Genomic DNA, 25,856 nt, shown 5'->3' with positions numbered 1-25,856 from the left:
GTCCCGCAGGCGTGAATGCCATCTGGTGGCAGGCGATGCCTGTTTCAAGGGTGCAAGGGCCGCTGCGCGCGCAGCAGCGCGTCGAACGCTTCGATGGCCAGCGGCGGCGCAAACAGCTCGCCTTGCGCAAAATCGCAGCCGATCTCCAGCAGCCGCGCGCGCTGCTCATCGGTCTCCACCCCTTCGGCAATCACCCGCAAGCCCAGCTTGTGGGCCATGGTGACGATGGCTTCGCACAGCACCAGCTCGCTGGCGCCGGGCGCCAGCTTGCGCACCAGCACGCCGTCGAGCTTCAGGTAATCGATGCCGCATTGCTGCAATTGCGTCAGCGAAGCATGGCCGCTGCCGAAGTCGTCCAGGGCGATCTGCAAGCCCGCTTCGCGCAAATGCTGCAAGCGGGGCGCCATACTGGTGCCGCCAGGTAAAAGCACATCTTCACGCATGTCGAGCACGATGGCCGAGGCCGGCACACCGAGCGCCGCCAGCTGGCGCAGCCAGGTGCCGGGCGCCTCGACTTCGCGCTGCAATTCCAGCGACGACTGGTTCAGGCACAGTTGCAGCCCCGGCAAGCCGATGGCATGGCCCTGCGCACGCCAATGCAGCAGTTGCGCCGCCGCCGTGCACAGCACCCAGTCGCCGATCTCCACGATCAGGCCGCTGCTTTCGGCCAGCGCGAGGAAATCCGGCGGGCACACGAGGCCCCGTTGCGGATGGTGCCAGCGCAGCAAGGCTTCCGCCTTCTCGATGCGTCCGCCATGCAGCGCGACGATGGGCTGGTAATACAGCTGCATCTGCTGTTCGCGCAGGGCCGTGCGCAAGTCCGCCCCCAGGCGCATGCGGTTGACGGCCGCCACCTGCATGGCGGGCGTAAAGTAGCTGTAACGGTTGCGCCCCGCCCCTTTCGACACGTACATGGCCTGGTCCGCGTGCTTGAGCAATTCCTCGATGGTGCCCGCGTCGTCCGGATACAGGGTGATGCCGATCGAGGCCGAAACGAAGGCCTGCTCCTGCCCCAGCAGGAATGGCGCCAGCAAGCCGTCGAGTATCTGCCGCGCGATGCGGTCGACTTGCTGCAGATCATCGAGGTCGGACAGGATCACCGTGAATTCGTCGCCGCCCAGGCGCGCCACCGTGTCCGTCTCGCGCACGCCCACGCGGATGCGCCGCGCCGCCTCGATCAGCAGGATATCGCCCTGGTGGTGGCCGAGGGTGTCGTTGACTTCCTTGAAATGGTCGAGGTCAATGAACAGGATGGCCACGCGGCTCGTATCGCGCCGCCCCTGGGCCAGCGCCTGGCGCAGGCGTTCGTGGAACATGCGCCGGTTCGGCAATTGCGTCAGGGTATCGAAGTTGGCTTGCTGCCAGATCAGCGCTTCCGTTTGCCGCTTGTCCGTCACGTCTTCCAGCATGCACAGGTGGTGCGGGCCGCCATGGCGCGCCGTGGCGATGGCCGTCACCGAAGCGTCGACCCATACCACGCCGCCATCGGGCCGGACGATCCGCTTGGCGTGGCGAAAGCCCTGCAGGCTACGCGCCAGCAACTGCGCCACCTGCTCCTGCTCGCCGGGCACATCGTCGGGATGGCTGATCTCCATCCAGCTCGTTTGCTTCATGTGTTCCAGGCTGCGCCCGCTGATGGCCAGGTAGCGCGGATTGATGTCGAGAAACTGTCCGCTCACGGTATCGATCAGGGCGATGCCCATGGGCGCTTCCTCGAACATGGTGCGAAAGCGCAATTCCCCCTGGCGGATGGTTTCCTCCGTGCGGCGGCGCTCGCGTGCCAGGTTGTTGAAGTGAAAGGCCGCCGACACGGCCAGCAAGCTGCCCGCCAGGCCCAGCGACAGGTATAGCCAGCCCAGGTCGGCGCCTGGCACGGGGCGATACAGGAAACCCTTGTAGGCGCGGCTGTCCGTGGCATTGCGCGGCAGCACGCCCATGCTGGCATACGTGTCGGCGATGTGCTGCCAGCGCTGGGGATTCATGTAGCCAAGCTCCACCAGCACGGGCTGCAGCAGCAATTCCATCTGCTGCGCCTCGTACAGCAGGTGCGCGCGGTCGTGGCGCTGGCTGTACTTGACGTGGATCAGTTGCGCCATTTCCTCGCGGTGCGCCATCGCGTATTGCCAGCCGCGCAGGCTGGCCGCGCGGAACGCTTTCACGCGCTCGGGATGGCGGCGCAGTTCATGCTCGCTGGTAAACAGGTTGTCGCCGTAGAAATCGATGCCGGCCGTGCGCGGCGTGAACTGGTAATAGGGAAAGCCCGCCCGGTCCAGGTAGTCCGGTTCGTTGGTGGAATACGCGGCGACGGCGTCGACCTTGCCATCGATCAAATCCTCGATGCGGTAGCTGGGCGGCAAGTGGCGCATCTGCTGCGGCGCGACGCCCATTTTCGCCAGGAACAGCGACACTTCATCGGCGGCAAGGGCCACGTCGCCGGCCGCGCCGATCATCACGGGCGCCCCCACCAGCTTGCGCACGTCGGGCGCGCCGCCCTGCTGGCGCATCAGCAGCACGCTGGGCGAATGCTGGAACACGACGGCCAGCACCACCAGGGGCTTGCCGGCCAGGCGGCTGAGCAACAAGGTGCTGTTGCCCACGCCATACTCGGCCTGGCCCGCCAGCACGGCCGCCTCGGCCAGCGGCCCGCCGCCCCCTTCGACCAGCCTGACTTCCAGCCCCGCCTCGCGGTAATAGCCTTGCTCGATGGCCGCGTAATAACCGGCAAACTGGAACTGGTGCGTGAAATTGAGCTGCAGGGTAACGGGTTCCAGCGCCCGGGCTGGTGTGGCCAGGCACAGCAGCAGGAAGACAAAGCCGCGCCAGGCGCGCGCCAGCCTGCCGGCGAGCGGCAAGACAAGGCGGAAAGCGTCGCGGGCTTTCATCGGCATGGCGGAACACCACAGGAAGCTGCCGAGCTGGCAGGGGTAAGGCTATTGTAGCCGCCCCTTTTGCCAATGGATAACTATTTCAGTGAGGACAATAGCGTTGATGTTTTTGGCAAACAATGTCGCCATTGTTTGCGCTAGAACACGACGCCGGCCACCAAAATGATGTTGGCATACGGACTGCACTCGCCCGTGCGCACGATGGCGCGCGCGCCCTTGCTCAATTGCTTGAACTCCTCGTGCGTCACCTGGCGCGCATCGGGCAGGGACAAGGCCGCCACCTGCGCCGCCATGGCCGGATTATGCTGCGGCAACTCGCTGGCGAGCAAATGGTATTCCACCTGCATTTCAGTCAATACCGTGTTGACGGTATCGATGAAGCCGGGGATGCCGCGCGTCAGGGCCAGGTCGATCAGGGGCACGCCCGGCTGCGACGGCAAGCCCGCGTCGCCGATGACGAGCATGTCGCCATGGCCGAGCGAAGCGATCAGTTGCGACAGTGCGATATTGAGCAGCGGTGATTTTTTCATGGGCGTCGTGTCGTTAGAACAGCTCGTGCAAGTGAGGGATCGAGGTTTGCGCGCCGGGCTTGGTGACGCTCCAGGCGGCCGCGCGCTGGCCTTGCTGGATCGCTTCCGCCTCGTCCATGCCGGACGCCAGGCCCGCCACAAAACCGCCGATGAAGGTGTCGCCGGCGGCCGTCGTGTCGACGGCTTGCACCACTTCGGCGGGGAAGGTGAAATCGCCGCCGTACAGGGCCGCGTGCACGCCCTTGGAACCGAGAGTGATGATGACGTTGTCGCTACCCAGCTTTTGCAGTGCGGCGGCCAGCGCCTTGGCATCCGCGCCATCCGGACTGACGCCGGCCAGCATGGCCGCTTCGATTTCATTCGGAATCAGGTAATCGACCAGTTCCAGCACGCCATCCGGCAAGCTGGCCGCCGGGGCCGGGTTCAGCACCACGGTCTTGCCCAGCGAACGGGCCAGCTTGATGGCGTGCACGACGGTGGCCATCGGCGTTTCCAGCTGCAGCACGACGATATCGGCCTGTTCGATCAAGCCTTGCGCCGCATCAATGTGCGCCGGGCTCAACAGATCGTTGGCGCCGCCGGCGATGACGATGCTGTTCTGGCCATTGTCATCGACAAGAATCGAGGCGATGCCGGACGCCACGCCCGGCAAGGTGGTGATGTGGCTGTCGATGATGCCGTCGCCGACGAGCGCGGAGCGCAACGTCGCGCCGAACGCGTCGTCGCCCACGCAGCCGACCATGGCCACTTGCTGGGCGCCCGCCACTTTGCCGCTCAGGCGCGCGCAGGCCACGGCCTGGTTGGCGCCCTTGCCGCCAGGAATGGTGCGAAAGGCGCCGCCCGTCAGGGTTTCGCCGGGGAGGGGCATGCGCGGCACGCGCAAGACCAGGTCCATATTGATGCTGCCGATAACCACGATCATGATGTCATTCCCATCAGTTCAGTTGCAGGTGAAGAAGTAGGTGCGGAAGAAGATAGCGTGACGGCCGCGCTGGAGCCGCGCACGTGCAATTCCGGGGCGATGCTGCGCTGCTGGCGCGGCAAGGCGGGGTCGGCGATGCGCGCCAGCAGGCAGGCGGCCGTGATGCGGCCCAGTTCGCGCGTATTTTGCGCCACGCTGGTCAGGGCCGGATGCACGAAGCTGGCCAGGTCGATATCGTCGAAGCCGACGACGGCCAGTTCGCACGGCACGGCAATGCCGCGCTCGGCGGCGGCGCGCAAGGCGCCGAAGGCCATCAGGTCATTGCAGCAGAACAAGGCATCGGGGCGCTGGTCTGGCGGCAGCGCCAGCAAGTCCAGCGCGGCCGCATAGCCGCCCGCGCTCGTAAAATCGCTGTGGCGGCACAGGGCGTCGGCCAGAACCACGCCGGCGTCCGCCATGGCGCTGCGCACGCCGGCTATGCGGTCGTTGGAAATGCTCACTTCGCGGGGACCGGCGATGCAGGCGAGGCGCCGGCGTCCCAGGCCCAGCAAATGGCGCGCGGCCAGCACGCCGCCGGCGCGGTTGTCGACGGCCACGGCATCGATGGACAGGTCGCTGGGCGCGCGGTCGAGCAGCACGGCCGGCACCTTCATCTTGCGCAGCAATTCGCCATCGCTGTCGGCCAGCGCGGACAGGATCAGGCCGTCGCAGCGCTTGGTCAGCAGCACGTTCAGGTAATCGCGCTGCTTGACGGGGTCGTCATCGGAATTGCACAAAATGACGCTGTAGCCGGCCGCGTAGCAGCTGTCCTCGATGCCGCGCGCCACTTCCGAAAAATACGGGTTCGTATTGTTGGGAATGATCAGGCCGATGGTGCCCGTGCTGCGGCTGCGCAAGGAACGCGCCAGCGCGCTGGGCACGTAATGCAATTGCTCCGCCGCCGCCAGCACGGCGCGGCGCGCCTCGTCGCTGACGGGGCGGGTATTGTTGAGGACGTGCGACACGGTAGTAAACGACACCCCCGCCGCCTGCGCCACTTGCTTGATGGTTGCCATGGGCGATGTGGCGCTTAGGCGCGTTCGCCGCGGCGGCGGTAGGTGTCGAGCACCACGGCGGCGACGATCACCAGGCCCGTGACGATGCGTTTCACGGGTTCCGACACGCCCACTTGCGCCAGGCCCGCTTCCAGCACGGAAATGATCAACACGCCGATAAAGGTGCTGATGACGGAACCGCGCCCGCCCATCAGGCTCGTGCCGCCAATCACCACGGCGGCGATCACTTGCAATTCCATGCCCACGCCGCCGTTCGGGTCGGCCGCTTCCAGGCGCGACACCTGGAACAGCGCGCCCACGCCGGCCAGAAAGCCCATCAAGGCAAACACCAGCACCTTCGACGGTTTTGTATTGATGCCGGACAAACGTACGGCTTCCTCGTTCGTGCCGATGCCGATCCAGTGGCGGCCCAGCACCGTGCGCGTGAGTACCAGGTGGCCGATGACGACGATGGCGATCGAGGCGATGAAGGCAGGCGACAGGCCGAACGCGATCGGCGAGCTGATGCCGTCAACGGCGCTGCCGATGTATTCCGTGCGCGAGTTCGTCACTTGATACGCCATGCCGCGCGCCATTTCCAGCACGCCCAGCGAGACGATGAACGAGGGAATGCGCCAGCCGACGGAAATGAGGCCCGTGGTGGCGCCGCACAGGGCGGCGACGAACATGCCCAGCAGGGCCGCGCTCCACACGGGCCAGCCCCAGTGCACGACGGCCAGCGACAGCACGGACGCGGCCAGCGCCATGACGGAACCGACGGACAGGTCGATGCCGCCGATGATCAGCACGAACGTCATGCCGACGGCCATCACCACCAGGGTGGGAATATTGTTCGACAGGGTGCTCAGGGTGGCGAGCGTGAAGAAGTTTTCGCTGGCAAACGAGAACAGCACGCACATGGCGACCAGGGCGCCGATCAGGCCCGCATAGTTTTTCAGGTCGGCCAGGCTGCGCTGCAGATACGAAGGAGAGGAGTTGGTGGTCATGGGAATCTTTCCGGCGGATCAGGCCGCAGCTGGAGTGGAAGTGGGGGTCAAATAGCCGGAGAAGGCGGCCGACAGCAGCGCGTCCTGGCTCCAGGCGCCGCGCTCGAAGGTGTCGACGATGCTGCCGGCGCTCATGACGGCGATGCGGTCGCAGATCAGCATCAGTTCGCGCAAGTCGCTCGAGACGATGACGAGGCCCTTGCCCTGGCGCGCCTGTTCGGCCAGCACCTGATAAATATCAAACTTGGCGCCGATATCGATGCCGCGCGTGGGCTCGTCGAACAGCATGACGGGGCAGTCGCGGTACAGCCAGCGGGCGATCACCACCTTTTGCTGGTTGCCGCCAGACAATTCGGCCACCGTTTGCGCGCTGTTGCGCGAGCGGATGCCCAGGCGCTGGATATAGTCGTCGGCCACCGTCGCTTCGGCCGCGTCGTTGAGCCAGCCAGCGCCGCTGACGGTGTCGAGCGAGGCCAAAGTCGTGTTGACGGCGATGGACTGGCGCAACAGCAAGCCTTGGCCCTTGCGGTCTTCCGTGATCATGGCGATGCCCGCTTGCACGGCGGCCTGCGGCGAGTGCAAGGCGGCGGGCGTTGCGCTGTCGCCGAGGAACACGTCACCGGCGTCGGCGCGGTCGGCGCCGAAAATCAGGCGCAGCAATTCCGTGCGGCCCGAGCCGATCAAGCCGGCGATGCCGAGGATTTCGCCGGCGCGCAAGTCGAACGAGGTGGGGTTGACGACCTTGCCGCGCGCCAGGCCCCGCACGCGCAGCAGCGGTGCGCCGATGGTGCGGCCGCTCAGGTCGACGGCGTCGTCGGCCGAGCGGCCCACCATCAGGCTGACCAGGTCGGCTGCGGAGTGGCCCGCGATATCGTCGTCGCACACGAGCTGGCCGTCGCGCAGCACGGCGATGCGGTCGGCCACGCGCTTGAGTTCTTCCAGGCGGTGGGAAATATAGATGATGCACACGCCTTCGGCTTTCAGGCGTTCGATTTGCAGGAACAGCAATTCCACTTCGCGGTGCGTCAGCATGGCCGTCGGTTCATCGAGCACCAGCAGGCGGCAAGCGCCAATTAAATTGCGCGCGATCTCGATCATTTGCTGGTGACCGATGCCCAGCTCGCCGACCAAAGTCCACGGGTCGAGGCCGCCCAATCCCACTTTTTCCATCTGTTCGCGCGCGTCGCGCTCAAGGCGCGTACGGTCGATGAAGCCGAAACGCTGCGGCAAATTCTTCAGGTACAGGTTTTCCGCGATCGACAGGGTGGGAATCAGGTTGAGTTCCTGCATCACCATGCGGATGCCCAGCGCCTCGGCGGCGCCGCGCGAGGCGGGCTGGTAAGGCTTGCCGTCGAGCAGCATCGTGCCCGTGGTGGCTTGCTCCAGGCCGCAGATGATCTTCGACAAGGTGCTCTTGCCCGCGCCGTTTTCGCCCGTCAGCGCCAGCACCTGGCCAGGGGCGAAGCGCAGGCCCACGCCACCGAGGACGGGGCCGACATAGGACTTGCCGATGTTATCGAGCGTTAACAAGGGGATGGCGGCTGGCGCCGGTGGAATGTCGGTGGGCATGATAAAACTCCGCGGTAGTGGCGGCGGGGCCGGCGCCGCCTGCTCGGTGAGCAAGCGGGCGCCGGCCCCGGCGGGATCAAACGATCAGGACTTGGCGCCCTTGGCGACCAGTTCGACCTTGGTTTCGATGACGCCACCAAGCTCGGCCTGTTTCTTCTTCTGCGCCAGGGCTTTCAGCACGGTCTCGATGCCGAACACGGCTTGTTGCGAACCGAACTGGTCGGCGGTAGCCAGCACGCGGCCATCGGCCAGCATCGGCTTGATGGCGTTGATGTTGTCGTAGCCGACGACGAGCACTTTGCCCGTCTTGCCGGCCGCCTTGATGGCGGAAATGGCGCCGATGGCCATGTTGTCGTTACCGCACAGCAAAGCCTTGATATTCGGATTGGCGTTCAGCATGGCGGCCGCCACCGTGTTGGCGGGGGCGATTTCCCACTGGCCCGACTGCACGCTGACAACCTTGGCGCCGGCTGCCGTCATGGCATCCTGGAAACCCAGGGTGCGCTGCTGCGCATTGTAGGTGGTGGACACGCCTTCGATGATGCCGACGGGCTCGCCCTTCTTGATTTGCTGCGCCAGGTAATCGCCGACGACCTTGGCGCCCTTGCGGTTGTCCGGGCCAACGAACGGCACGGTGATGCCCTTCTCTTTCAGGGCGCCCGCGTCGAGCTTGTTGTCGATATTGACGACGATGATGCCCGCGTCGATGGCTTTCTTCAGCACCGGCACCAGCGCCTTCGAGTCGGCCGGCGCGATCACCAGCGCGTTGACGCGCGAGACGATCATTTGCTCGACCAGCTTGATCTGGCTCGACGTATCCGTTTCATCCTTGATGCCGTTCGACAGCAGGTCGTACTTGGCGGCATTCGCCTTCTGATGCGCCTTGGCGCCATTTTCCATGGTCAGGAAAAATTCATTGGCGAGCGACTTCATCACCAGCGCCACCTTTGGTTTGGCAGGTGTCTGCGCCATCGCCGGCACGGCGGGCAAGGCACACACCAGGACAGCGGCGGCAATCATTTTCAGGCGAATACGGGATGTCATGAGCGTCTCCAGAGTTGTTGGTCAAGCACGTGTACTGCATGCTTTTTAGGAAATTCGTTGCGCGCAAACGTTTGCGCGAAGCGAATAGTGCCTCAATGCCCCATATCAGTGCAAGCAAAACTGTATGTGCGGTGCAGCAAAAAGGGAGCGTTCAGAGGGAAATCGGCAAGCTGATGCCATCAGCCTGCCGGAGGGAAATACGCGGAAGTCAGGACTTTGTTGCGGGACGGGCGCTGGCCCACTGCACGGCCAGCACGCTGGCCAGCACCAGCAGCAAGCCCAGCATCGACCATCCCGTCATGGCCTGGCCCAGCAAGGCCCAGCCCAGCACGACGGCCATCAGGGGGCTGAGCAAGCCCAGCGAGGACACGGCCACGGGCGACAGGCGGGCGATGCCGCGGAACCACAAGGCATACGCCAGCAGGGCGCCGGCCAGGCACAGGTAGGCGTAGGCCAGCACTTGCTGCACGGACAGTGCCGGCAAGGGCGCGTCGGCCAGCCAGGCGACGGGCGCCAGCATCAGGCCGCCGAGCAGCAATTGCCAGCCCGTCAGCGCCAGCACGGGCAAGTCCGGCTTCCAGCGCCGCGTCAGGTAAGTGCCGGCCGCCATGCAGGCCGTGCCGCCCAGCGCGGCGGCGATGCCGATGGGTTCCCACACCGTGCGCGGCGACAACAGCAAGACGCCCATGCCGGCCACGCCCAGCACGCTGGCGCCCAGGGCCAGGCGGGCCGGCCGGCGCCCTTCCACGCCCCAGGCCAGGCCCATCACCAGCAGCGGCTGGATGGCCCCCACCACGGCCGCCAAGCCGCCCGGCAAGCGGTAGGCGGCCACGAACAGCAGCGCTTGGAACACGCCGATATTCAGCGCGGACAGGATCAGCACGCGGACCCAGTCGCGCCGCGCGGGCAGGCGCCGCATCAGCAGCAGCAACAGCATGCCGGCCGGCAACACGCGGATCAGGGCTGCCGTGAAGGGCCGGTGCGGCGGCAGCAGTTCGGACGTGACGATATACGTGGAACCCCAGATCAGGGGCGCCAGCGCCGTGAGCAGAATATCGCCCCAGGCGGGGCGGGCAAAGGAAGAGGCCATGAAACTATCTCGACATTAAGATAAAAGACCAGTGTGGGCGCGAACTATCTTGATGTCAAGATAAATACCTGCCTCCCCTGCCTGGTCGGCGGCGAAAAAAAACCCGGCATGGCCGGGCTTCTGGAATGCTGCAAGGCGGCAAGCTGCGCCGCCTGAACAGCTGCTTAATCGCGCATGCGGCGCAGCGTCGTCACCCGCATGCCGCCCATGCTGATCTGCGCCGTGCTGCCATCGTCGCTGACGATAATGTCCATGGCCGTTTCGCCCGCGCCTTCCGGCGCGATCGTCACGGTATTGCCGTTGGTGGTGAAGGTGGCCTTGGTCGAGGTCCCGTTATTGATCACGCTGTCGCGTGTAAATTCCAGGACATTGCCCATCGCCGCCTGCCATTTCCCCACCGCCGGGTGGCCGCCAAAGCGGAACACGCTTTTCAGCTTGTCCAGCATGCCCGCGCCCTGCCCTGCCCGCGCTTTGCCCATCACACCGGTCATGGCCGCCTGGCTCATCTGCGCTTGGTCGATGACTTGCCACTGCTTGTCGACCAGCGCCAGCGGCAGCCGCACTTCCAGGTCGCCGTCCGGCAAGCGTTGCAGGATCAATGCGCGGTCCGGCGACTTGGCGAACCACGCTGCCTCATCGGTCAACGCCAGGGTGGCCTTGGCCATCGCCACCTGCTGTTCGCCCAGGTCGCGCACCTGATCGTAGCCGCTGACCTTGGCCACTTTCACGCCCTTGGCCACGCACAGCTTGTCGCCGCGCAAGGCCGCCCTGCCAGGCGCGGCCAGCGCGTAGACGAATTGCGATTGCGCAACCCAGCCGCCGCTGCTTTGCTCGACGGGTGCGCTGTACAGCCCGCTACGCACGAGGATATCCAGCCATTGCCGAGTGGAACTGTCGTACGACGCCACGCGGATCTCTTCCTTCTGGTACGGCAAGTTGGCAAGGCACAGCAACTTGTCGCGCACCGCCTCATCGGCCGCCAGATGGGCGTCGATGGCGCGGCTGAAACTGCTGGACGAGGCTGCCTCTGGCGCCAGCAACCACGCCAGCGCGCCACCGGCCACGACGACCACCGCCAGCACGCCGCCGGCAAGGATGAGGTGGCGCCGCTGCACACCGGCTGGCTTGACGGGCGCGACGGGTGCCGGCGCAGGTGCGGGCGACGGCGCGGCGTTCACGGCCTTGCCGCATTCATCGCAAAAACGCGCGCCGGGAACATGGGCGGTGCCGCATTGGGTGCAGAAGTGAGCCATGGCGTGCCTTTACTTGAGTTTATGCGCGCATTCGCCGCAAAACACATCATCGGATGCGACCGGTGCCTTGCAGCTTGGGCACTGCAGGCTGTCAACCGGCGCGGCGGCCGGTGCAGCGGCAGCGGCTGGCGCGGCGGGGGCGCTCGCCTGCTCGGCCAGGGCACGCGCGCGCTCGCGCGCTTCCTCGGCTTTTTTCTTGACCGTGGCCAGGCCGTCGTTCAGGCTCGCTTCCGAGGCGCTGAAATCGACATTGCGCGTGGCATCCAGGTAAATGATGCACACGCCCTTGGTAAAGATCAAACCAGGCACCACGGCCGCGGCCGCCATCAGCAAGCCGCCGCCCAGGCCGGCTGCTACGATGTAGCCGGAACCGGAGCCGCCACGACCCAGGCCCGCAGCCAGCGCATACATATTCATCTCGCCCAGGCTGAGGATGCCGGCCGACATGCCCGTGGTGAGCGACACGCCGGTACCGAGCACGCCAAAGATCAGCAGGGCCACAAACGCGGTGATCAGGAACAGCAGCACTTCCAGCAAGATCACGGACACCAGCTTGGTGCGCACGATCTGGTTCAGGCGGGCAATGATCTGGAACACGCTGGCGCCCGACCAGGCGGCGGGGCCGGCCAGCGGCAGCATCACGTAGAACAGCGCAAACACCAGCACGCCCAGCACGATGGCCGACAGCGGGAAGACGACCGCGTACAGCACGGGGCCGAGCACGGGGATCTTGCAGACGAACAAGATGATGGCGATGGCGATCATGGCCGCCAGCACGATCAGAAATTCAAGGAAGACGACCGCGATCAGGCGGTGGCTCGTGTACAGCGAAACGAGCACGGCATCCACCAGGCTCATGCCCGGCTGGCCTTGCGCATCGCGCATCAGCAGGATGCCCACGGCATTGGAACCGTAAAACATCACGAGGAAGGCCATCAAGGCGCCCAGGAAGGCCAGCAGCGCGCTGCTCATGCCGCCGGCAAGCATCGTCAGCACGCCACCGACGAGCACGGCGCCGATGAAGGTCAGGGCCAGCAAGGCAATCGCGCGGAAGTTCCTGATGGCGTCGGTCGCTTCGATCAGCGAACCCACGGCGGAGGAAAAGGGAAGAGGTTTAGCTGCTTCTGTGGAAATGGTCATGTCTAGCCTGAAAGGGGGAAATCGAAAGGGGACGGCCTGCCTGGCCGCCCCGTGGTAGCACGGTGTTAGTAGGCCTGCGCCAGTTGCAGCTCGGATGCAGGCGCCTGGCGCTGGACGATCTGCAGCTTGACGTCCTGGCCACCGACGCGCTTGCTATTCAGGTACAGGGCCGTGCGTACCGGGTAAATGCCCTGCGGCACGCCTTCCGGCATGGGAATCGAGAAGCCGCCCTTGTAGGCGCCGCTGCCGTTATTGCTGCTGACCACCTTGCGCACGGTTTTGATCAAGTCGCCATTTGGCTTGTACAGGCTCAATTCCTCTTCCACCAGCGGGTTCGGATCGCGCGTGCCGGCCGCCACTTCGATATACGAATTGGTCTGCGCCTTCTGGCCCGGACGCACGGAGGAAGGCGTAAAGCCCGTCTCGTATTTCACCAGGGTCGACTGCTCGGGCAGCTTGCCCTTGTTGGCCACCTTATAGTCGGTCTGCACCTGCTGCGCCGTCTTAACTTGCTGGCTTTGATAATTCAAGGCCACGCAAGCGAGCGCGCCCAGGCTGGCGCCCAGGGCCGCACCGCGCACGGTATTGTTGCCACCGCCCAGCAAGCCGCCCACGACGGCGCCGATGCCGGCCAGCATGGCCGTATTGCATTCGCCGCTGGCCGCGTCCGTGCCGGCGGTGGTGGTATTGCCGGTGGCGCCAGGGCCGCCCGGCGCGGCGCAACCGGCCAGCATCGAGGACACGACCAGCATCGCCACCAGGGGCTTGGCCATTTGTTTCAGGTTTTTCACGTTATTCTCCGGAAAGATCAAAATAGGGGGAAGGCAAGCAGCGCGGCTTACTCGATCTGGATTTGCGACAGCGCCTTGTCCTGCGCTTCTTTCGCCTTGCGCTTGATGTCGAGCGCGTAGCGGTTGCCCGTGTCCATGCGCAACACGGCATTCGCGTTGGCAATGGCACAGTCGTATTTGCGCTGGCTCATGCAGTGGCTCGCTTCCGACAGGCTGTCCGTGATCACGCTTTCGAGACCGGAAGGCTTGCTGACAGGCGCGGCCGGCGGCGTCACCTTGACGGGCTTGGCGGGTTTTTCCGCGACAGGTGCCGGTGCCGGTGCCGGCGCTGGCGCTGGCGCCGGAGCAGGAACCGGTGCGGGGGCTGCCGCTGGCTCAGGCTCAGGCTCGGCAGCAGGTGTCGCGGCATGGTCGGCCGTCGTGGCGCCATCGAGCGCAGGGTCGCTGATGGCCAGCGGCTGCTCGGCAGCAGCCGTCGTGTCGTCGGCGGGAAGCGTCGGCGTGGGGACTGGCGCGGGTTCGGCAGGCTTGGCTGACAGGTAATAGTATCCGCCTGCCGCACCCACTACCACTACCGCCGCGACGGCTGCGACGATCAGCTTGATCCGGCTGCCACCGGCCGGGCTGTCGGATGCCGCTGCGGGTACGCCGGCCGGTGCGGGAGCAGGTTCCGCTGCAGGGCCAGGATCGGCACGGCGCTTTTCCAGCACTGGCGGTGGCGGCGCGACAGGCTCCGCCACTGGCGCTGGGGCAGGGGCAGGTTCTGGCTCAGGCGCGGGTATGGATGCAATGACGGGCTCAGTGACGGGCTCGATAAGCGGCTCGATCACGGGGGCTATCACAGCCTCGATGACCGGCTCGATAACCGGCTCGATGCGCGGCTCGATGACCGCTTCCGGCAGCGGCGGCGGCGCCGCTGCGGCAACGGGCGCCACGGCAAAGCTGAATGCGCACTTGGGGCAGAACTTGGCGTCCGGCTTGCAATCATGGCCGCACTGGCCACAGGATTTGCCCGGCGCGGGGGCGGCGGCGGCAGGAGCAACGGCAAACGTCGTGCCGCAGGAAGAGCAGAATTTTGCGCCCGGCTTATTTTCGGCCTGGCAGGAAAGGCATTTCAATTGGCATCTCTTTTCATCTAAACGCTGGAAGGCGCGTACGCTGGCGCTTGCCAGAATGGCAGCATTGTTGCCGTACGGCTAAATATTCAACGAGTATATTTTCAAACACCAAGTTGCCACAAGGGAAAATTGCCTTTTGCTCTATTCATTTTTTAAATATTGGTAAAAATCCTGCCATCACGGCATGTCACGCCCCATCCTGGTGCACAGATAACAAAAAACCCGGCAACGCTGTGTGCGTTGCCGGGTTTTCAGGCGATGCCCGGGGTGCCGAGGGCCGTTTACTTGCGTCCGCCCCGTGCCGGCGCGGCATGGCTGCCCTTGGCTGGCGGCTTGCTGCCACGGCCCATCGGCACGGCGGCCGGCTTGGCCTTCGTCTTGATGGTCGACAAGATCGATGGACGCACCTTCGACTCGACGGCGGTCGCCTTCGGCGCGGCGGCCGTGCCGCCCAGGGCGATACGGTTCTTGCCCGGCGTGACCTTGAACTTGTCCGGCGTGCCGGCGCCATGCGTCTGGCGGCTGCGTTCGCCGGCGGCCAGGCCGCCCGACTCGGACGAGGTCCAGGCAGGAATCAAATGCTTGTCGCCATTGCCGATCAAGTCGCCACGGCCCATGTTGACCAGCGCTTCGCGCAGGATCGGCCAGTTGGCCGGGTCCTGGTAGCGCAGGAACGCCTTGTGCGTGCGGCGGATCTTGCCGCTGCGCGCCGTTTCCACCACTTCCGAGTCTGCCGTGACCTTGCGCAAAGGATTCTTGCGCGTGTGATACATGGTCGTCGCCATGGCCATCGGCGTGGGCATGAAGGTTTGCACCTGGTCCAGCTTGAAATTGTTTTTCTTCAGCCACAGGGCCAGGTTCAGCATGTCCACGTCCGTCGTGCCCGGATGGGCGGCGATGAAGTAGGGAATCAAATACTGCTTCTTGCCTGCTTCCAGGGAGAAACGGTCGAACATTTCCTTGAACTCGTCATACGCGCCGATGCCGGGCTTCATCATCTTCGACAAGGTGCCCTCTTCCGTGTGCTCGGGCGCGATTTTCAACAGGCCACCGACGTGGTGCGTCACCAGTTCCTTCACGTACTCGGGCGAACGCACGGCCAGGTCGTAGCGCAAGCCCGAGCTGATCAAGACTTTCTTGATGCCGGGAATGGCGCGCGCCTTGCGGTACAGGGAAATGAGCTTGCTGTGGTCCGTGCCCAGGTTGACGCAGATGGACGGATACACGCAGGACAGGCGGCGGCACGACACTTCGATCTCTTTTTCCTTGCATGCCAGGCGGTACATATTCGCCGTCGGGCCGCCCATATCGGAAATGGTGCCCGTAAAGCCTTTGGTTTTATCGCGGATATGCTCAATTTCGCGCAGGATCGACGGTTCCGAACGGCTCTGGATGATGCGTCCTTCATGCTCCGTGATCGAGCAGAAGGTGCAGCCGCCGAAGCAGCCGCGCATGATGTTGACGGAGAAGCGGATCATTTCCCAGGCGGGGATATGCGCCTTGCCATAGCTCGGGTGCGGGGCGCGCGCATAATTCATGTCGTACACGCCATCCATCTCGTCCATGGCCAGCGGCAGCGGCGGCGGGTTGAGCCACACGTCGCGTTCGCCGTGCGCCTGCACCATGGCGCGCGCATTGCCGGGATTCGATTCCAGGTGGAATACGCGCGAAGCGTGCGCATACATGACGGGGTCATCCTTGACGACGTCGTAGGCGGGCAGGCGCACCACCGTCTTGTCGTGCTTTTCCTTGGCCATGGCCAGGCGTTCTTCGCGGCTCATGATGCGGATCGGCTTGATGACTTCGGCCGACTTCGACGCATTTTCCGTAGCGCAGGCGGTCTTGTCTTCCTGCACCATCTCGTACGGGCTGTAGTGCGGGTCGATCTTGCCGGGCACGTCGACGCGGGTGGAATTGTGCACGCCCCAGTCGTCGCCAGGCAGCCAGCCGGACGGCACCATGAAGGCCGTGCCGCGCAAGTTGCGGATATCCTTGATCGATTCGCCGGCAGCCAGGCGGTGCGTCAGGTCGACCAGCGCCCGCTCGGCATTGCCGAAGATCAACAAATCAGCCTTGGAATCGGGCAAGACGGAACGGCGGACCTTGTCCGACCAGTAATCGTAATGGGCGATGCGGCGCAGCGACGCTTCGATGCTGCCGATGACGATGGGCACGTCGGGATACGCTTCGCGCGCGCGCTGGGCGTACACGGTGACGGCGCGGTCCGGGCGCTTGTTCGGTTCCGCGTTCGCCGTGTAGGCGTCGTCGGAGCGGATCTTGCGGTCGGCCGTGTACTGGTTGACCATGGAATCCATGTTGCCGGCGGTAATGCCGTAGTACAGGCGCGGCTTGCCGAGGATGCGGAACGCGTCGGCCGACAGCCAGTCCGGCTGGCTGATGATGCCGACGCGGTAACCCTGCGCTTCGAGCAGGCGGCCCACCAGGGCCATGCCGAAACTCGGATGGTCGATGTAGGCGTCGCCCGTGACGAGGATGACGTCGCACTGGTCCCAGCCCAGCGTGTCCATCTCGGCACGCGACATCGGCAGGAAAGGCGCCACGGCAGCGCGGGCAGACCGCTTGGGAACGGTCGCAAATAAATTGGTAGGGGAGCTCATAGGGTACGGATTGTACCGGAATTGGCCATTTCCAACCTGACGGCCTGCTTTTTACTGTTGGATTTCAGTACAAAAAACGTTTAATTTTCAATTACTTGGGAGAAAGAGGCCCTTGGGGTCAGACCCGGCGGGTCTGACCCCAGATGTTGCTTTAGGGTTAAATTAAATACCCATATTGGCTAGAATCTCACCAAGTTCTCGCAGCGCCGGCTCCAGTTTCGGATGCTTGACGGCAAACCTGGCCGACAATTCCTGGCTGCGCTCGGCCAGCCCATAGGTGGTCGACTCTTCTTCCTGTTCCTGCGCGGCGCGCTTTTCCATCAGCAACTTAATGTCGACATCGAGTTTTTGCAGCAAACCATGCAGTTCTTCATCGACGGGGCCGCTGGTTTCCAGCGTCGAATGCAGCTGTTGCAGCGATTCCTTGAGTTTGCTATCCATGTTTTTTCCTGTCAGTCAGTAAATTGCGTGTCCAGGAACAACTGTTCCACCTTGCTCCTGGCCCACGGGGTCTTGCGCAAAAACTTCAGGCTCGACTTGATGCTGGGATCGCTGATGAAGCAATTGATATCGATGTGCTTGGCCAGGCCGTCCCAGCCGTAGTGGGCGTGCAGGCGCGTCACGATACCTTCCAGGGTAATGCCATTCAAATCTTGCTGACTCATATACTCTTTCGACTGCCTTCTTGTTTACATCTTACTCAATTCTACGCCGCCGGCACGGAAAGCTTGCGTGCGCCAGGTCAACGCAACGCAAGCTTCTGATGGGGACGTCTTACTTGGCGTTCAAGCCACGGCGTTCCAGCAATGGTTCCACGGTGGCATCACGGCCGCGGAAGTCGCGGAACAGCTGCAGCGCATCGACGCTGCCGCCGCGCGACAGCAATTTGCTGCGGAACCAGTCGCCATTCTTGCGCGTCAGGCCGCCGTTTTCCTTGAACCAGTTGACCGATTCCGCGTCCAGCTTTTCCGACCACAGGTAGGCGTAATACGCCGCCGAGTAGCCGCCGGAGAAACTGTGCGAGAAGTAGCTGGTGCGGTAGCGCGGCGGCACGGGCGCGTAATCGACGCCCGCCTCCTTCAGCGATGCCGCTTCAAAGGCCAGCACATCGGTCGGGACCTGGCTAGGCGCCAGCTGGTGCCAGCGCTGATCCAGCAGGGCCGCCGACAGGTATTCCGTCGTCATGAAACCCTGGTTGAATTTCTTCGCCGCCGTCACCTTGTCGAGCAACTCCTGCGGCATGGCCGCGCCGCTCTGGTAGTGCTTGGCATAGTTTTGCAGCACTTCCGGCCACACGGCCCACATTTCATTGACTTGCGATGGATACTCGACGAAGTCGCTCGGCACGCTGGTGCCGGCAAAGCGCGGATATTTCACGTTCGAAAACATGCCGTGCAGCGCATGGCCGAATTCGTGGAACATGGTCGTCACTTCATCGAACGTCAACAAGGTCGGCTGGCCGGCGGGCGGCTTCGGAATGTTCAGCTGGTTGGCGACGACGGGATGCGTGCCCATCAGCATCGACTGCGACACGTATTCATTCATCCACGCGCCGCCATGCTTGTTGCCGCGCGCATAGAAGTCGGCGATGAACAGGGCCAGCGGCTTGCCGTTCGCGTCCAGCACGTCGTAGACGCGCACGTCCGGGTTGTACACCGGCAAGTCCTTGCGTTCTTTGAAGCTGATGCCATACAACTTGTTCGCGGCAAAGAAGACGCCGTTGTTCAGCACGCTGTTCAATTCCAGGTACGGTTTCAGCTCGTTTTCATCGAAATTGAAACGCTGCTTGCGCAGCTTGTCCGTGTAGATGGCCCAGTCGGCTGCTGCCACCTGGAAACCGCCCTTCTCGGCATCGACGATTTGCTGCAGGTCGGCCGCTTCGCGGCGCGCATTGGCAACGGCCGGTTTCGCCAATTCCGACAGCAGGGTGTTGACGGCCGTGGTCGTCTTGGCCGTCTGGTCTTCCAGCGAGTACGCGGCGTAATTGGCGTAGCCAAGCAAGGTGGCCCGTTCGGCGCGCAGCTTGGCCAGCTTCAGCACGATGGCGCGGTTGTCGAACTCGCCGCCCTGGCTGCCGCGGTTCAGCGACGCATCCATCAGGCGCTGGCGCGTCTTGCGATCCGTCAATACCGCCAGCGGCGGCTGGCCGCTGGTGTTCACGAGAGCGATGACGAACTTGCCCGTCAAGCCGCGCTCCTTGGCTGCCGTGGCGGCCGTATCGATATCGCTGTCCGTCATGCCGGCCAGCTCAAGACGCGTGTCGACGACGATGCTCTTGGCATTCGTTTCCTTCAGCACGTTTTGCGCGAAGGCCGTTTCCAGGCCCGCCTGTTCGGCGTTATAGGCTTTCAGTTTTTCCTTGTCCGCATCGGACAGCTTGGCGCCGGCGCGCACGAAATCCGTATGATAGCGTTCCAGCAGGCGCAAGGATTCGGCATCCAGGCCCAGCTTGTCGCGCTTGGCGTACAGGGTGTCGATGCGGTTAAACAGTTTCGGATTCAGGGTGATGGCGTCGCCATGCGCGGCCAGTTTCGGCGACACGTCCACTTCCACCGCTTCGAGCACGCTGTTCGTGTTGGTCGACGTCATGTTGCTGAAGATGCTTTGCACGCGGTGCAGCAGCTGCCCCGTGCGCTCGAGGGCCACGATGGTGTTCTCGAACGTGGGCGCCTGGCGGTTGTTGGCGATCGCGTTGACTTCGGCCAACTGGCGTTTCATGCCTTCGGCAAACGCCGGCGCGTAGTGTTCATCCTTGATCAGGCCGAACTGCGGCATCTGGAATGGCAGCGGGCTCGCTTTGAGCAGGGGGTTCTGGGCGCTGACGGCGGCGGCAGGCGCGGTTTTTGCAGTGGCGGCAGCCATGGCGGACGGGGCGGCGTGGGCCAGCATGACGCTGGCGGCGATGACGAGCAGTTGTGGACGGATCATGACATCTTTCAGGAAGCGCGGGAAGAACCGCGATCGCGTCGCGGGCCAGTGGCAGATCATAGCAGCCTGTCACACAGGCGTCATCCAACATGGGCGATCCTGTGGTGCATCACGCCAACTGCGCGGTTTACCACGGTTTACCACGGTTTACGAGCAGAATCGCCAAATAAAAATGGCCGCCCGTTGCGGGGCGGCCATCGATATTCAGCACCGGCCAGGCCGGTGACGGGGGATTACTTGGCGTTCAAGCCACGGCGTTCCAGCAGCGGCTCGATCTTCGCATCGCGGCCGCGGAAGTTGCGGTAGATGTCGAGCGCATCGGCGCTGCCGCCGCGCGACAGCAGTTTATTGCGGAACCAGTCGCCGTTCTTGCGCGTCAGGCCGCCGTTTTCCTTGAACCACTCGACCGTGTCGGCGTCGAGCTTTTCCGACCACAGATACGCGTAGTAGCCGGCCGAATAGCCGCCCGCGAACGCGTGCGAGAAGTAGGTGGTGCGGTAGCGCGGCGGCGCCGGCGCGAAATCGACGCCCGCTTCGCTCAAGGCGGTTTTTTCAAACGCCAGCACGTCGGTGGGGATCTGTGCCGGGGTCAGCTGGTGCCAGCGCTGGTCCAGCAGGGCCGACGCCAGGTATTCCGTGGTTTTATAGCCCTGGTTGAAATTGTCGGCCGCCGTCACTTTCGCCAGCAGCTCGGCCGGGATGGCCGCGCCCGTCTGATAGTGCTTGGCGTAGTTTTGCAGCACTTCCGGCCACAGCGCCCACATTTCATTGACTTGCGACGGGTATTCGACGAAGTCGCGCGGCACGCTGGTGCCGGCGAAGCGCGGGTATTTCACGTTCGAGAACATGCCGTGCAGCGCATGGCCGAATTCGTGGAACATGGTATTGACTTCGTCAAACGTCATCAGGGTCGGCTGGCCCGCTTCCGGCTTCGGAATGTTGAGGTTATTCGCAATCACCGGCTTGCGGTTCAGCAAGGTCGACTGGCCCACGTAGGCATTCGCCCAGGCGCCGCCGCGCTTGTTGCTGCGCGCGTAAGGGTCCAAGGTAAAGATGGCCAGCTGCGTGCCGTCTTCATTGAAGACGTCGTACACCAGCATGTCGGTGTTGTAGACGGGCAAGTCGGTGCGCTGCTTGAAGGTCAAGCCGTACAATTTACCTGCGGCAAAGAACACGCCCTTGGTCAGCACGCTGTGCATTTCAAAGTACGGTTTGAGTTGATTTTCGTCAAAGTTGTAGCGTTCGGCGCGCACCTTGTCGCTGTAGAAGGCCCAGTCGGCGGCGCCCACCTTGAAGCCGCCTTTGCCTGCATCGATGACCTTCTGGATATCGTCCGCTTCACGGCGCGCATTGACGACGGCCGGCTTCGCCAACTCGCCCAGCAAGGCGTTCACGGCCGTGGTGTCGTGCGCCGTCTGGTCTTCCAGCGAATACGCCGCGTAGTTCGGGTAGCCCATCAGCGCGGCCCGTTCGGCGCGCAGTTTCGCCAGTTCCAGCACTTCCTGGGTGTTGTCGAACTCGCCGCCACGGCTGCCGCGCGCTTGCGAAGCGGCCATGATGCGTTCGCGCACGGCGCGATTGGTCAGCAGCGACAGCGGCGCCTGGCCCGTCGTGTTGACGAGGGCGATCACGTATTTACCGTCCAGGCCGCGCTTCTTGGCCAGGCCGGCGGCCACTTCGATGGCGACCGGCGACAGGCCGTCCAGTTCTTCACGCGTATCGACGACGACGGCCGAGGCGTTCAATTCTTTCAGCACGTTCTGTGCGAACTTGGTCGACAGGGCAGCCAGCTGGCCGTTGTAGGCGCGCAGCTTTTCCTTGTCCGCCGCCGACAGCTTGGCGCCCGCGCGCACGAAGTCCGTGTGATAGCGTTCCAGCAAGCGTTTCGATTCCGCATCGAGGCCCAGCTTGCCGCGCTTGGCGTACAGGGTGTCGATGCGCTTGAACAATTTGTCGTTGAGCATGATCGCGTCGCTGTGGGCCGCCATTTTCGGCGCCAGTTCGCGTTCCAGGCCCTGGATCGTGTCATTCGTGTTCGAACCGGACATGACGGAAAACACGGTGCGCACGCGGCTCAGCAGCTGGCCCGAGCGTTCCATGGCCACGATGGTGTTGTCGAAGGTGGCTGCTTTCGGGTTATTTGCGATGGCATTGATTTCCGCCAGGTTGGCGGCCATGCCTGCCGTAAAGGCCGGCGCGTAGTCGGCGTCCTGCACCTTGTCGAACGGCGGGTAGTTGAATGGCAGGCTGCTGGCCTGCGCAAACGGGTTCGAAACGGGCAGCGCCGCGGCTGCGGTAGCGGCGGTGGCAGGCGCGGTGGTGGCGGCAAAAGCGGCTGGCGCCAGCATCAGGCTGGCGGCGATGACGAGCATTGTTGGACGGGTCATGTCTACTTTCAAGGAACGCAAGAGAGCCGCGATTGTGTCGCGGGCCAGCCTGAAATAATAACAGCCTGAAACACTTGCGTCACCAGCAACTACCGATGGTAGCGCGCCCGCCAGTGATGAACGGTTTTCATGCGCCCCGCATCACGATGCCTATTTAGTAATGCGGCGGACGTTCGTTGACCAGCCCGCCATTCGCCTGCTGCGCCCCGTCGCGCACGTGCTCGCCCAGCTTGTGCAGCATGGCTTCCAGCTGGTCGATGCGCTTGCCCTGCTGGTACACCATCTGGTTCAGCGATTCGACCAGGTCTTCCTGCTGCGCCAGCTTGATTTCGATATCGACGAAACGTACTTCCATCTGTTCTGCATTGTCCATGGTGCTTCTGCTCATTTCTGACTGAAAGCGGCATTCTACCGCCGCCGCGGCGTGAGCCAGGACAAACTCCGTCCATTCACCGCGGACAGGCCCCGATTTCTGTTTATTCTTCCTGCATGAGTTCAAGCCGCTTGACGAATGAGAACAAACGATTACAATGGTTGAACCAACACCAACACCAACACCAACACCAACCGAGCCACTGCTGATCGACACACGCAAGACGGCCGAATACCGGCGCTGGGAAGATTCCCTGCACGATGTGGCGGCCGCCGCCATCGATGCGCGCATCAAGCATTTGCAGCACGGTAAAAAGGGCGACTGGCGGCCAGTGGGCGAAGGCGTGTGCGAACTGCGTTTTTTACAGACGGGACCGGGCTGGCGCGTGTATTTTCATGAAACGAACCGGGGCACCCTGATCTTGCTGCTGTTGGGCGGCAATAAGTCCAGCCAGCAGCGCGACATCAGGCAGGCGCAAGCCATCCTGCGGGAGCTGAAAGCCCGGCAGGCGGCCCTCAAGAAAGCAGCGGCAAGCCCCTCGACAGGAGTACGAAAGAAATGAACCACGACATCGACCACGACACCTTCGACCTCGACGACCTGGAAGCATTGGGACTGAGCAAATTCGACCCGACGCAACACCTGACCAGCAAGGCCGCCGTGGCCGCCTACATGAGCGAAATCGTCGCCACCGGCAATGCCGAACTGTTCCAGTCCGCCATGAACGACGTGGTGCGCGCCTACGGCATGGGCAAGGTGGCGGCCCGTGCCGACATCACGCGTGAAGGCGCGTATAAAGCCTTGCGCGAAGGCAGCAAACCGCGCTTCGAAACCATCTTGAAAATGCTCGATGCGCTGGGCATGCAGCTGGCCATCGTGCCGAAGGCCACGCCGGACGGCGCCGCGGAAGCCTGAACGCCGCTTACACTTTCGGCGCGGCCAACAGCGCCTTCATGCGCGCCAGTCGTTCTTTCGGCGAAATCACTTCCGCCTCCGTCGGCACGGCGTCGCCCACGTCGAGTTGCATTTCCTTGATGAAACGCGACGGGTCGCAATGCACTTGCTCGCCGGCCCGCTTGCGCTTCTTGCACCAGGTGACGTGCAAGGTGCGCTGCGCGCGCGTGATGCCCACGTACATCAAGCGGCGCTCTTCCTGGATGCGCGCGGCGATGGTTTCGGCCGGCGCATCCGCGTCGCCCTTGTGCGGCAAGATCCCTTCCTCCACGCCGACCAGGAATACGTGCGGAAATTCCAAGCCTTTCGACGCGTGCAGGGTGGACATGCGCACGGCGTCCTGCTCCTCGTCCTTGCCTTCCAGCATGGTCATCAGGGCCACCATCTGCGTCAATTCCAGCACGTTCTTTTCTTCGCCGTCGCGGTCCTTGCCGCCCCGGCCCCGTTCCTTGAGCCAATTGACGAATTCCAGCACGTTCTGCCACTTGCTTTGCGCTTGGCGTTCCTCGAAGGCATCGTACAGATACGATTCGTAGTGGATTTCCTTCATCATGTCGTCCAGCACTTCGGCCGCGTTGTCGCCGCTGCCGGCCGCACCCGGGCGGCTGGCGCGCGATTCCAGGTCGTTGATGAAGTTGCAGAAGTCGCGCAGCGGCCCCAGCTGGCGGTCCGTCAGCTTGGCCTCGATGCCGCCTTTAAAAACAGCCTGGAACAGCGAGCACTGCCACTGGCCCGAAAACGCGCCCAGCACCTCCAGCGTCGACTGGCCCACGCCACGGCGCGGCGTCGTCACGGCGCGGATGAACGCCGGATCGTCGTCTTCGTTGGCCAGCAGGCGCAGGTAGCTGATGATGTCCTTGATCTCGGCCTTGTCAAAGAAGCTCTGGCCGCCCGAGATCGTGTACGGAATGCGCTCCTTGCGCAAACACTGCTCGATGATGCGCGCCTGGTGGTTGCCCCGGTACAAAATCGCGTAATCGGAAAATTTGTTCTTGCGCTCGAAATGGTCGGCCGAGATCATGATGGCGACCTGCTCCGCCTCCTGCTCGTCCGTCTGCATGCCCAGCACCTTGATCGGCTCGCCCAGGCCATGTTCCGACCACAGCGACTTTTCAAACAGTTTGGGATTGTTGCCGATGACGGCATTGGCCGCATTGAGCACGCGCATGGTGGAGCGATAATTTTGCTCCAGCTTGATCACGCGCAAATCGGGGAAATCCGTCTCCAGGGTCTTTAGGTTTTCCACGGTGGCGCCGCGCCACGCATAAATCGCCTGGTCGTCGTCGCCCACGGCCGTAAACATCGGCTTCTTGCCGATGCCCGTCACCATCAGTTTCACCAGTTCGTACTGGCAAGTGTTCGTATCCTGGTATTCGTCGACGAGCAGATAGCGCAAACGGCGCTGCCACTTGTCGCGCACGGGGCCGTTGTTGCGGAACAGCTCCACAGGCAGGCGGATCAGATCGTCGAAATCGACGGCCTGGTAGGCGGACAGCGTTGCCACATAGCTGCGGTAGATGCGCGCCGCATTCGCCTCGTCCTCATCCTTGGCTTGCGCCAGCGCCATGTCCGGATCGATCAGGCCATTTTTCCACAAGGACATGGCGTTCTGGATGCCACGGATCACCTGTTTATCGGTGGTAATGGCGAGGTCTTGCACGAGGGAAAAACAGTCGTCGCTGTCCATGATGGAAAAGCGGTCCTTCAACCCCACGCCATTGGCTTCCTGGCGCAGGATCTTCACGCCCAGCGAGTGGAAGGTCGACACCGTCAACTGCTTGGCCTGGCGCGGCTGTTTCAACAGTTTGGCAATGCGTTCCTGCATTTCCAGCGCCGCCTTGTTGGTGAAGGTCAAGGCGGCGATGGTGCGCGGGTCATAGCCCCGGTCTTCGATCAGATGGGCGATCTTTTGCGTGATCACGCGCGTCTTGCCCGAGCCGGCGCCCGCCAGCACCAGGCAGGGGCCGTCGAGGTAGGTAACCGCTTCGCTTTGGGGCGCATTCAGACCGAACTGTGGTGCTTTGGACATCAGGGTATTTCCGCAGGGAACAGCAGCCCATTGTAACAGCGTCGCGCCCGCCTTTTGCACGCTGGCGCATGCCCGAAAAACAGGCAATGGCATTGATATATCGCCATATGCCGCCATCTGGGCCGCTGCAATGCGTGCGGCGATGCCACGCCTGGAGTACCATTCCGCCTATATCGCCCCTGCG

21 protein-coding genes and 1 pseudogene are annotated in these 25,856 nt (G+C 63.6%); 2 read left to right on the top strand and 20 right to left on the bottom strand.

Annotation, left to right across the window (positions count from 1 at the left end):
• Positions 1 to 44: 44 nt before the first annotated feature.
• From CLU94_RS14430 to CLU94_RS14345, 19 genes and pseudogenes are all read right to left on the bottom strand, one after another.
• The gene (locus CLU94_RS14430) at positions 45 to 2,888 is read right to left on the bottom strand and encodes an EAL domain-containing protein (RefSeq protein WP_257218812.1); all 2,844 of its coding nucleotides are present in this window, start codon (positions 2,886 to 2,888) and stop codon (positions 45 to 47) included.
• 134 nt (positions 2,889 to 3,022) lie between these two features.
• Entirely contained in the window at positions 3,023 to 3,415 is a 393-nt protein-coding gene (gene rbsD, locus CLU94_RS14425) for a D-ribose pyranase (protein ID WP_099666108.1), read from the bottom strand.
• A gap of 13 nt (positions 3,416 to 3,428) precedes the next feature.
• A complete protein-coding gene (rbsK, locus tag CLU94_RS14420; protein WP_099666107.1) occupies positions 3,429 to 4,337 on the bottom strand; it encodes a ribokinase in 909 nt (302 codons plus the stop codon).
• Positions 4,334 to 5,392: a LacI family DNA-binding transcriptional regulator gene (locus CLU94_RS14415; RefSeq protein WP_099666106.1), complete on the bottom strand. Its 1,059-nt coding sequence runs from the start codon at positions 5,390 to 5,392 to the stop codon at positions 4,334 to 4,336. The genes rbsK and CLU94_RS14415 overlap by 4 nt, the downstream gene beginning before the upstream one ends.
• Before the next feature lie 14 nt (positions 5,393 to 5,406).
• Positions 5,407 to 6,378 (bottom strand): ABC transporter permease, encoded by a 972-nt coding sequence (locus tag CLU94_RS14410; RefSeq protein WP_099666105.1) that lies wholly within the window; start codon positions 6,376 to 6,378, stop codon positions 5,407 to 5,409.
• Between the two features lie 18 nt (positions 6,379 to 6,396).
• Complete coding sequence (locus CLU94_RS14405) at positions 6,397 to 7,947, bottom strand: sugar ABC transporter ATP-binding protein (protein WP_099666104.1); 1,551 nt, start codon at positions 7,945 to 7,947, stop codon at positions 6,397 to 6,399.
• 84 nt (positions 7,948 to 8,031) lie between these two features.
• Positions 8,032 to 8,991, bottom strand: a complete 960-nt coding sequence (locus CLU94_RS14400) for a sugar ABC transporter substrate-binding protein (protein WP_099666103.1) — start codon at positions 8,989 to 8,991, stop codon at positions 8,032 to 8,034.
• A gap of 208 nt (positions 8,992 to 9,199) precedes the next feature.
• Positions 9,200 to 10,081, bottom strand: a complete 882-nt coding sequence (locus CLU94_RS14395; protein WP_099666102.1) for an EamA family transporter — start codon at positions 10,079 to 10,081, stop codon at positions 9,200 to 9,202.
• 164 nt (positions 10,082 to 10,245) lie between these two features.
• Positions 10,246 to 11,334: a zinc ribbon domain-containing protein gene (locus CLU94_RS14390; protein WP_099666101.1), complete on the bottom strand. Its 1,089-nt coding sequence runs from the start codon at positions 11,332 to 11,334 to the stop codon at positions 10,246 to 10,248.
• A gap of 9 nt (positions 11,335 to 11,343) precedes the next feature.
• Positions 11,344 to 12,474, bottom strand: coding sequence for a zinc ribbon domain-containing protein (locus tag CLU94_RS14385; protein ID WP_143451411.1), 1,131 nt, complete (start codon positions 12,472 to 12,474; stop codon positions 11,344 to 11,346).
• Between the two features lie 65 nt (positions 12,475 to 12,539).
• Positions 12,540 to 13,265 carry a hypothetical protein gene (locus CLU94_RS14380; RefSeq protein ID WP_143451410.1) on the bottom strand — a complete coding sequence of 242 codons (726 nt, stop codon included), beginning with the start codon at positions 13,263 to 13,265 and terminating at the stop codon, positions 12,540 to 12,542.
• 47 nt (positions 13,266 to 13,312) lie between these two features.
• Positions 13,313 to 14,005: a hypothetical protein gene (locus CLU94_RS28850; RefSeq protein WP_143451409.1), complete on the bottom strand. Its 693-nt coding sequence runs from the start codon at positions 14,003 to 14,005 to the stop codon at positions 13,313 to 13,315.
• A 270-nt stretch (positions 14,006 to 14,275) separates the two neighbouring features.
• Positions 14,276 to 14,383 (bottom strand): annotated as a pseudogene (locus CLU94_RS28910) (zinc-ribbon domain-containing protein); the annotation flags it as partial.
• 281 nt (positions 14,384 to 14,664) lie between these two features.
• Entirely contained in the window at positions 14,665 to 16,926 is a 2,262-nt protein-coding gene (locus CLU94_RS14370; protein ID WP_218965349.1) for a YgiQ family radical SAM protein, read from the bottom strand.
• Between the two features lie 237 nt (positions 16,927 to 17,163).
• On the bottom strand, positions 17,164 to 17,442 hold the full coding sequence (locus CLU94_RS14365; protein ID WP_099666096.1) for a DUF4404 family protein: 279 nt from the start codon (positions 17,440 to 17,442) through the stop codon (positions 17,164 to 17,166).
• Between the two features lie 11 nt (positions 17,443 to 17,453).
• The gene (locus tag CLU94_RS14360) at positions 17,454 to 17,666 is read right to left on the bottom strand and encodes a VF530 family DNA-binding protein (RefSeq protein ID WP_070219603.1); all 213 of its coding nucleotides are present in this window, start codon (positions 17,664 to 17,666) and stop codon (positions 17,454 to 17,456) included.
• 109 nt (positions 17,667 to 17,775) lie between these two features.
• On the bottom strand, positions 17,776 to 19,929 hold the full coding sequence (locus CLU94_RS14355; RefSeq protein ID WP_099666095.1) for a M3 family metallopeptidase: 2,154 nt from the start codon (positions 19,927 to 19,929) through the stop codon (positions 17,776 to 17,778).
• 233 nt (positions 19,930 to 20,162) lie between these two features.
• Positions 20,163 to 22,316, bottom strand: a complete 2,154-nt coding sequence (locus CLU94_RS14350) for a M3 family metallopeptidase (protein WP_257218810.1) — start codon at positions 22,314 to 22,316, stop codon at positions 20,163 to 20,165.
• A gap of 154 nt (positions 22,317 to 22,470) precedes the next feature.
• Positions 22,471 to 22,689, bottom strand: a complete 219-nt coding sequence (locus CLU94_RS14345; protein WP_034753936.1) for a SlyX family protein — start codon at positions 22,687 to 22,689, stop codon at positions 22,471 to 22,473.
• Positions 22,690 to 22,846: 157 nt separating this feature from the next.
• On the opposite strand from CLU94_RS14345, the gene CLU94_RS14340 reads away from it, so the two are divergent.
• Complete coding sequence (locus CLU94_RS14340) at positions 22,847 to 23,251, top strand: type II toxin-antitoxin system RelE/ParE family toxin (protein ID WP_218965293.1); 405 nt, start codon at positions 22,847 to 22,849, stop codon at positions 23,249 to 23,251.
• Positions 23,248 to 23,604, top strand: a complete 357-nt coding sequence (locus CLU94_RS14335; protein WP_099666093.1) for an addiction module antidote protein — start codon at positions 23,248 to 23,250, stop codon at positions 23,602 to 23,604. The genes CLU94_RS14340 and CLU94_RS14335 overlap by 4 nt, the downstream gene beginning before the upstream one ends.
• Positions 23,605 to 23,611: 7 nt before the next feature.
• On the opposite strand, the gene CLU94_RS14330 is transcribed toward CLU94_RS14335, so the two are convergent.
• Entirely contained in the window at positions 23,612 to 25,672 is a 2,061-nt protein-coding gene (locus tag CLU94_RS14330) for a UvrD-helicase domain-containing protein (protein WP_077398209.1), read from the bottom strand.
• Positions 25,673 to 25,856 lie beyond the last annotated feature (184 nt).

Source organism: Janthinobacterium sp. 13, from assembly GCF_002749695.1.
GTDB classification, from domain to species: domain Bacteria; phylum Pseudomonadota; class Gammaproteobacteria; order Burkholderiales; family Burkholderiaceae_D; genus Janthinobacterium; species Janthinobacterium kumbetense.
Note: the sequence above shows the minus strand (reverse complement) of the source record. Positions and strands in the feature narration are given on the sequence as shown.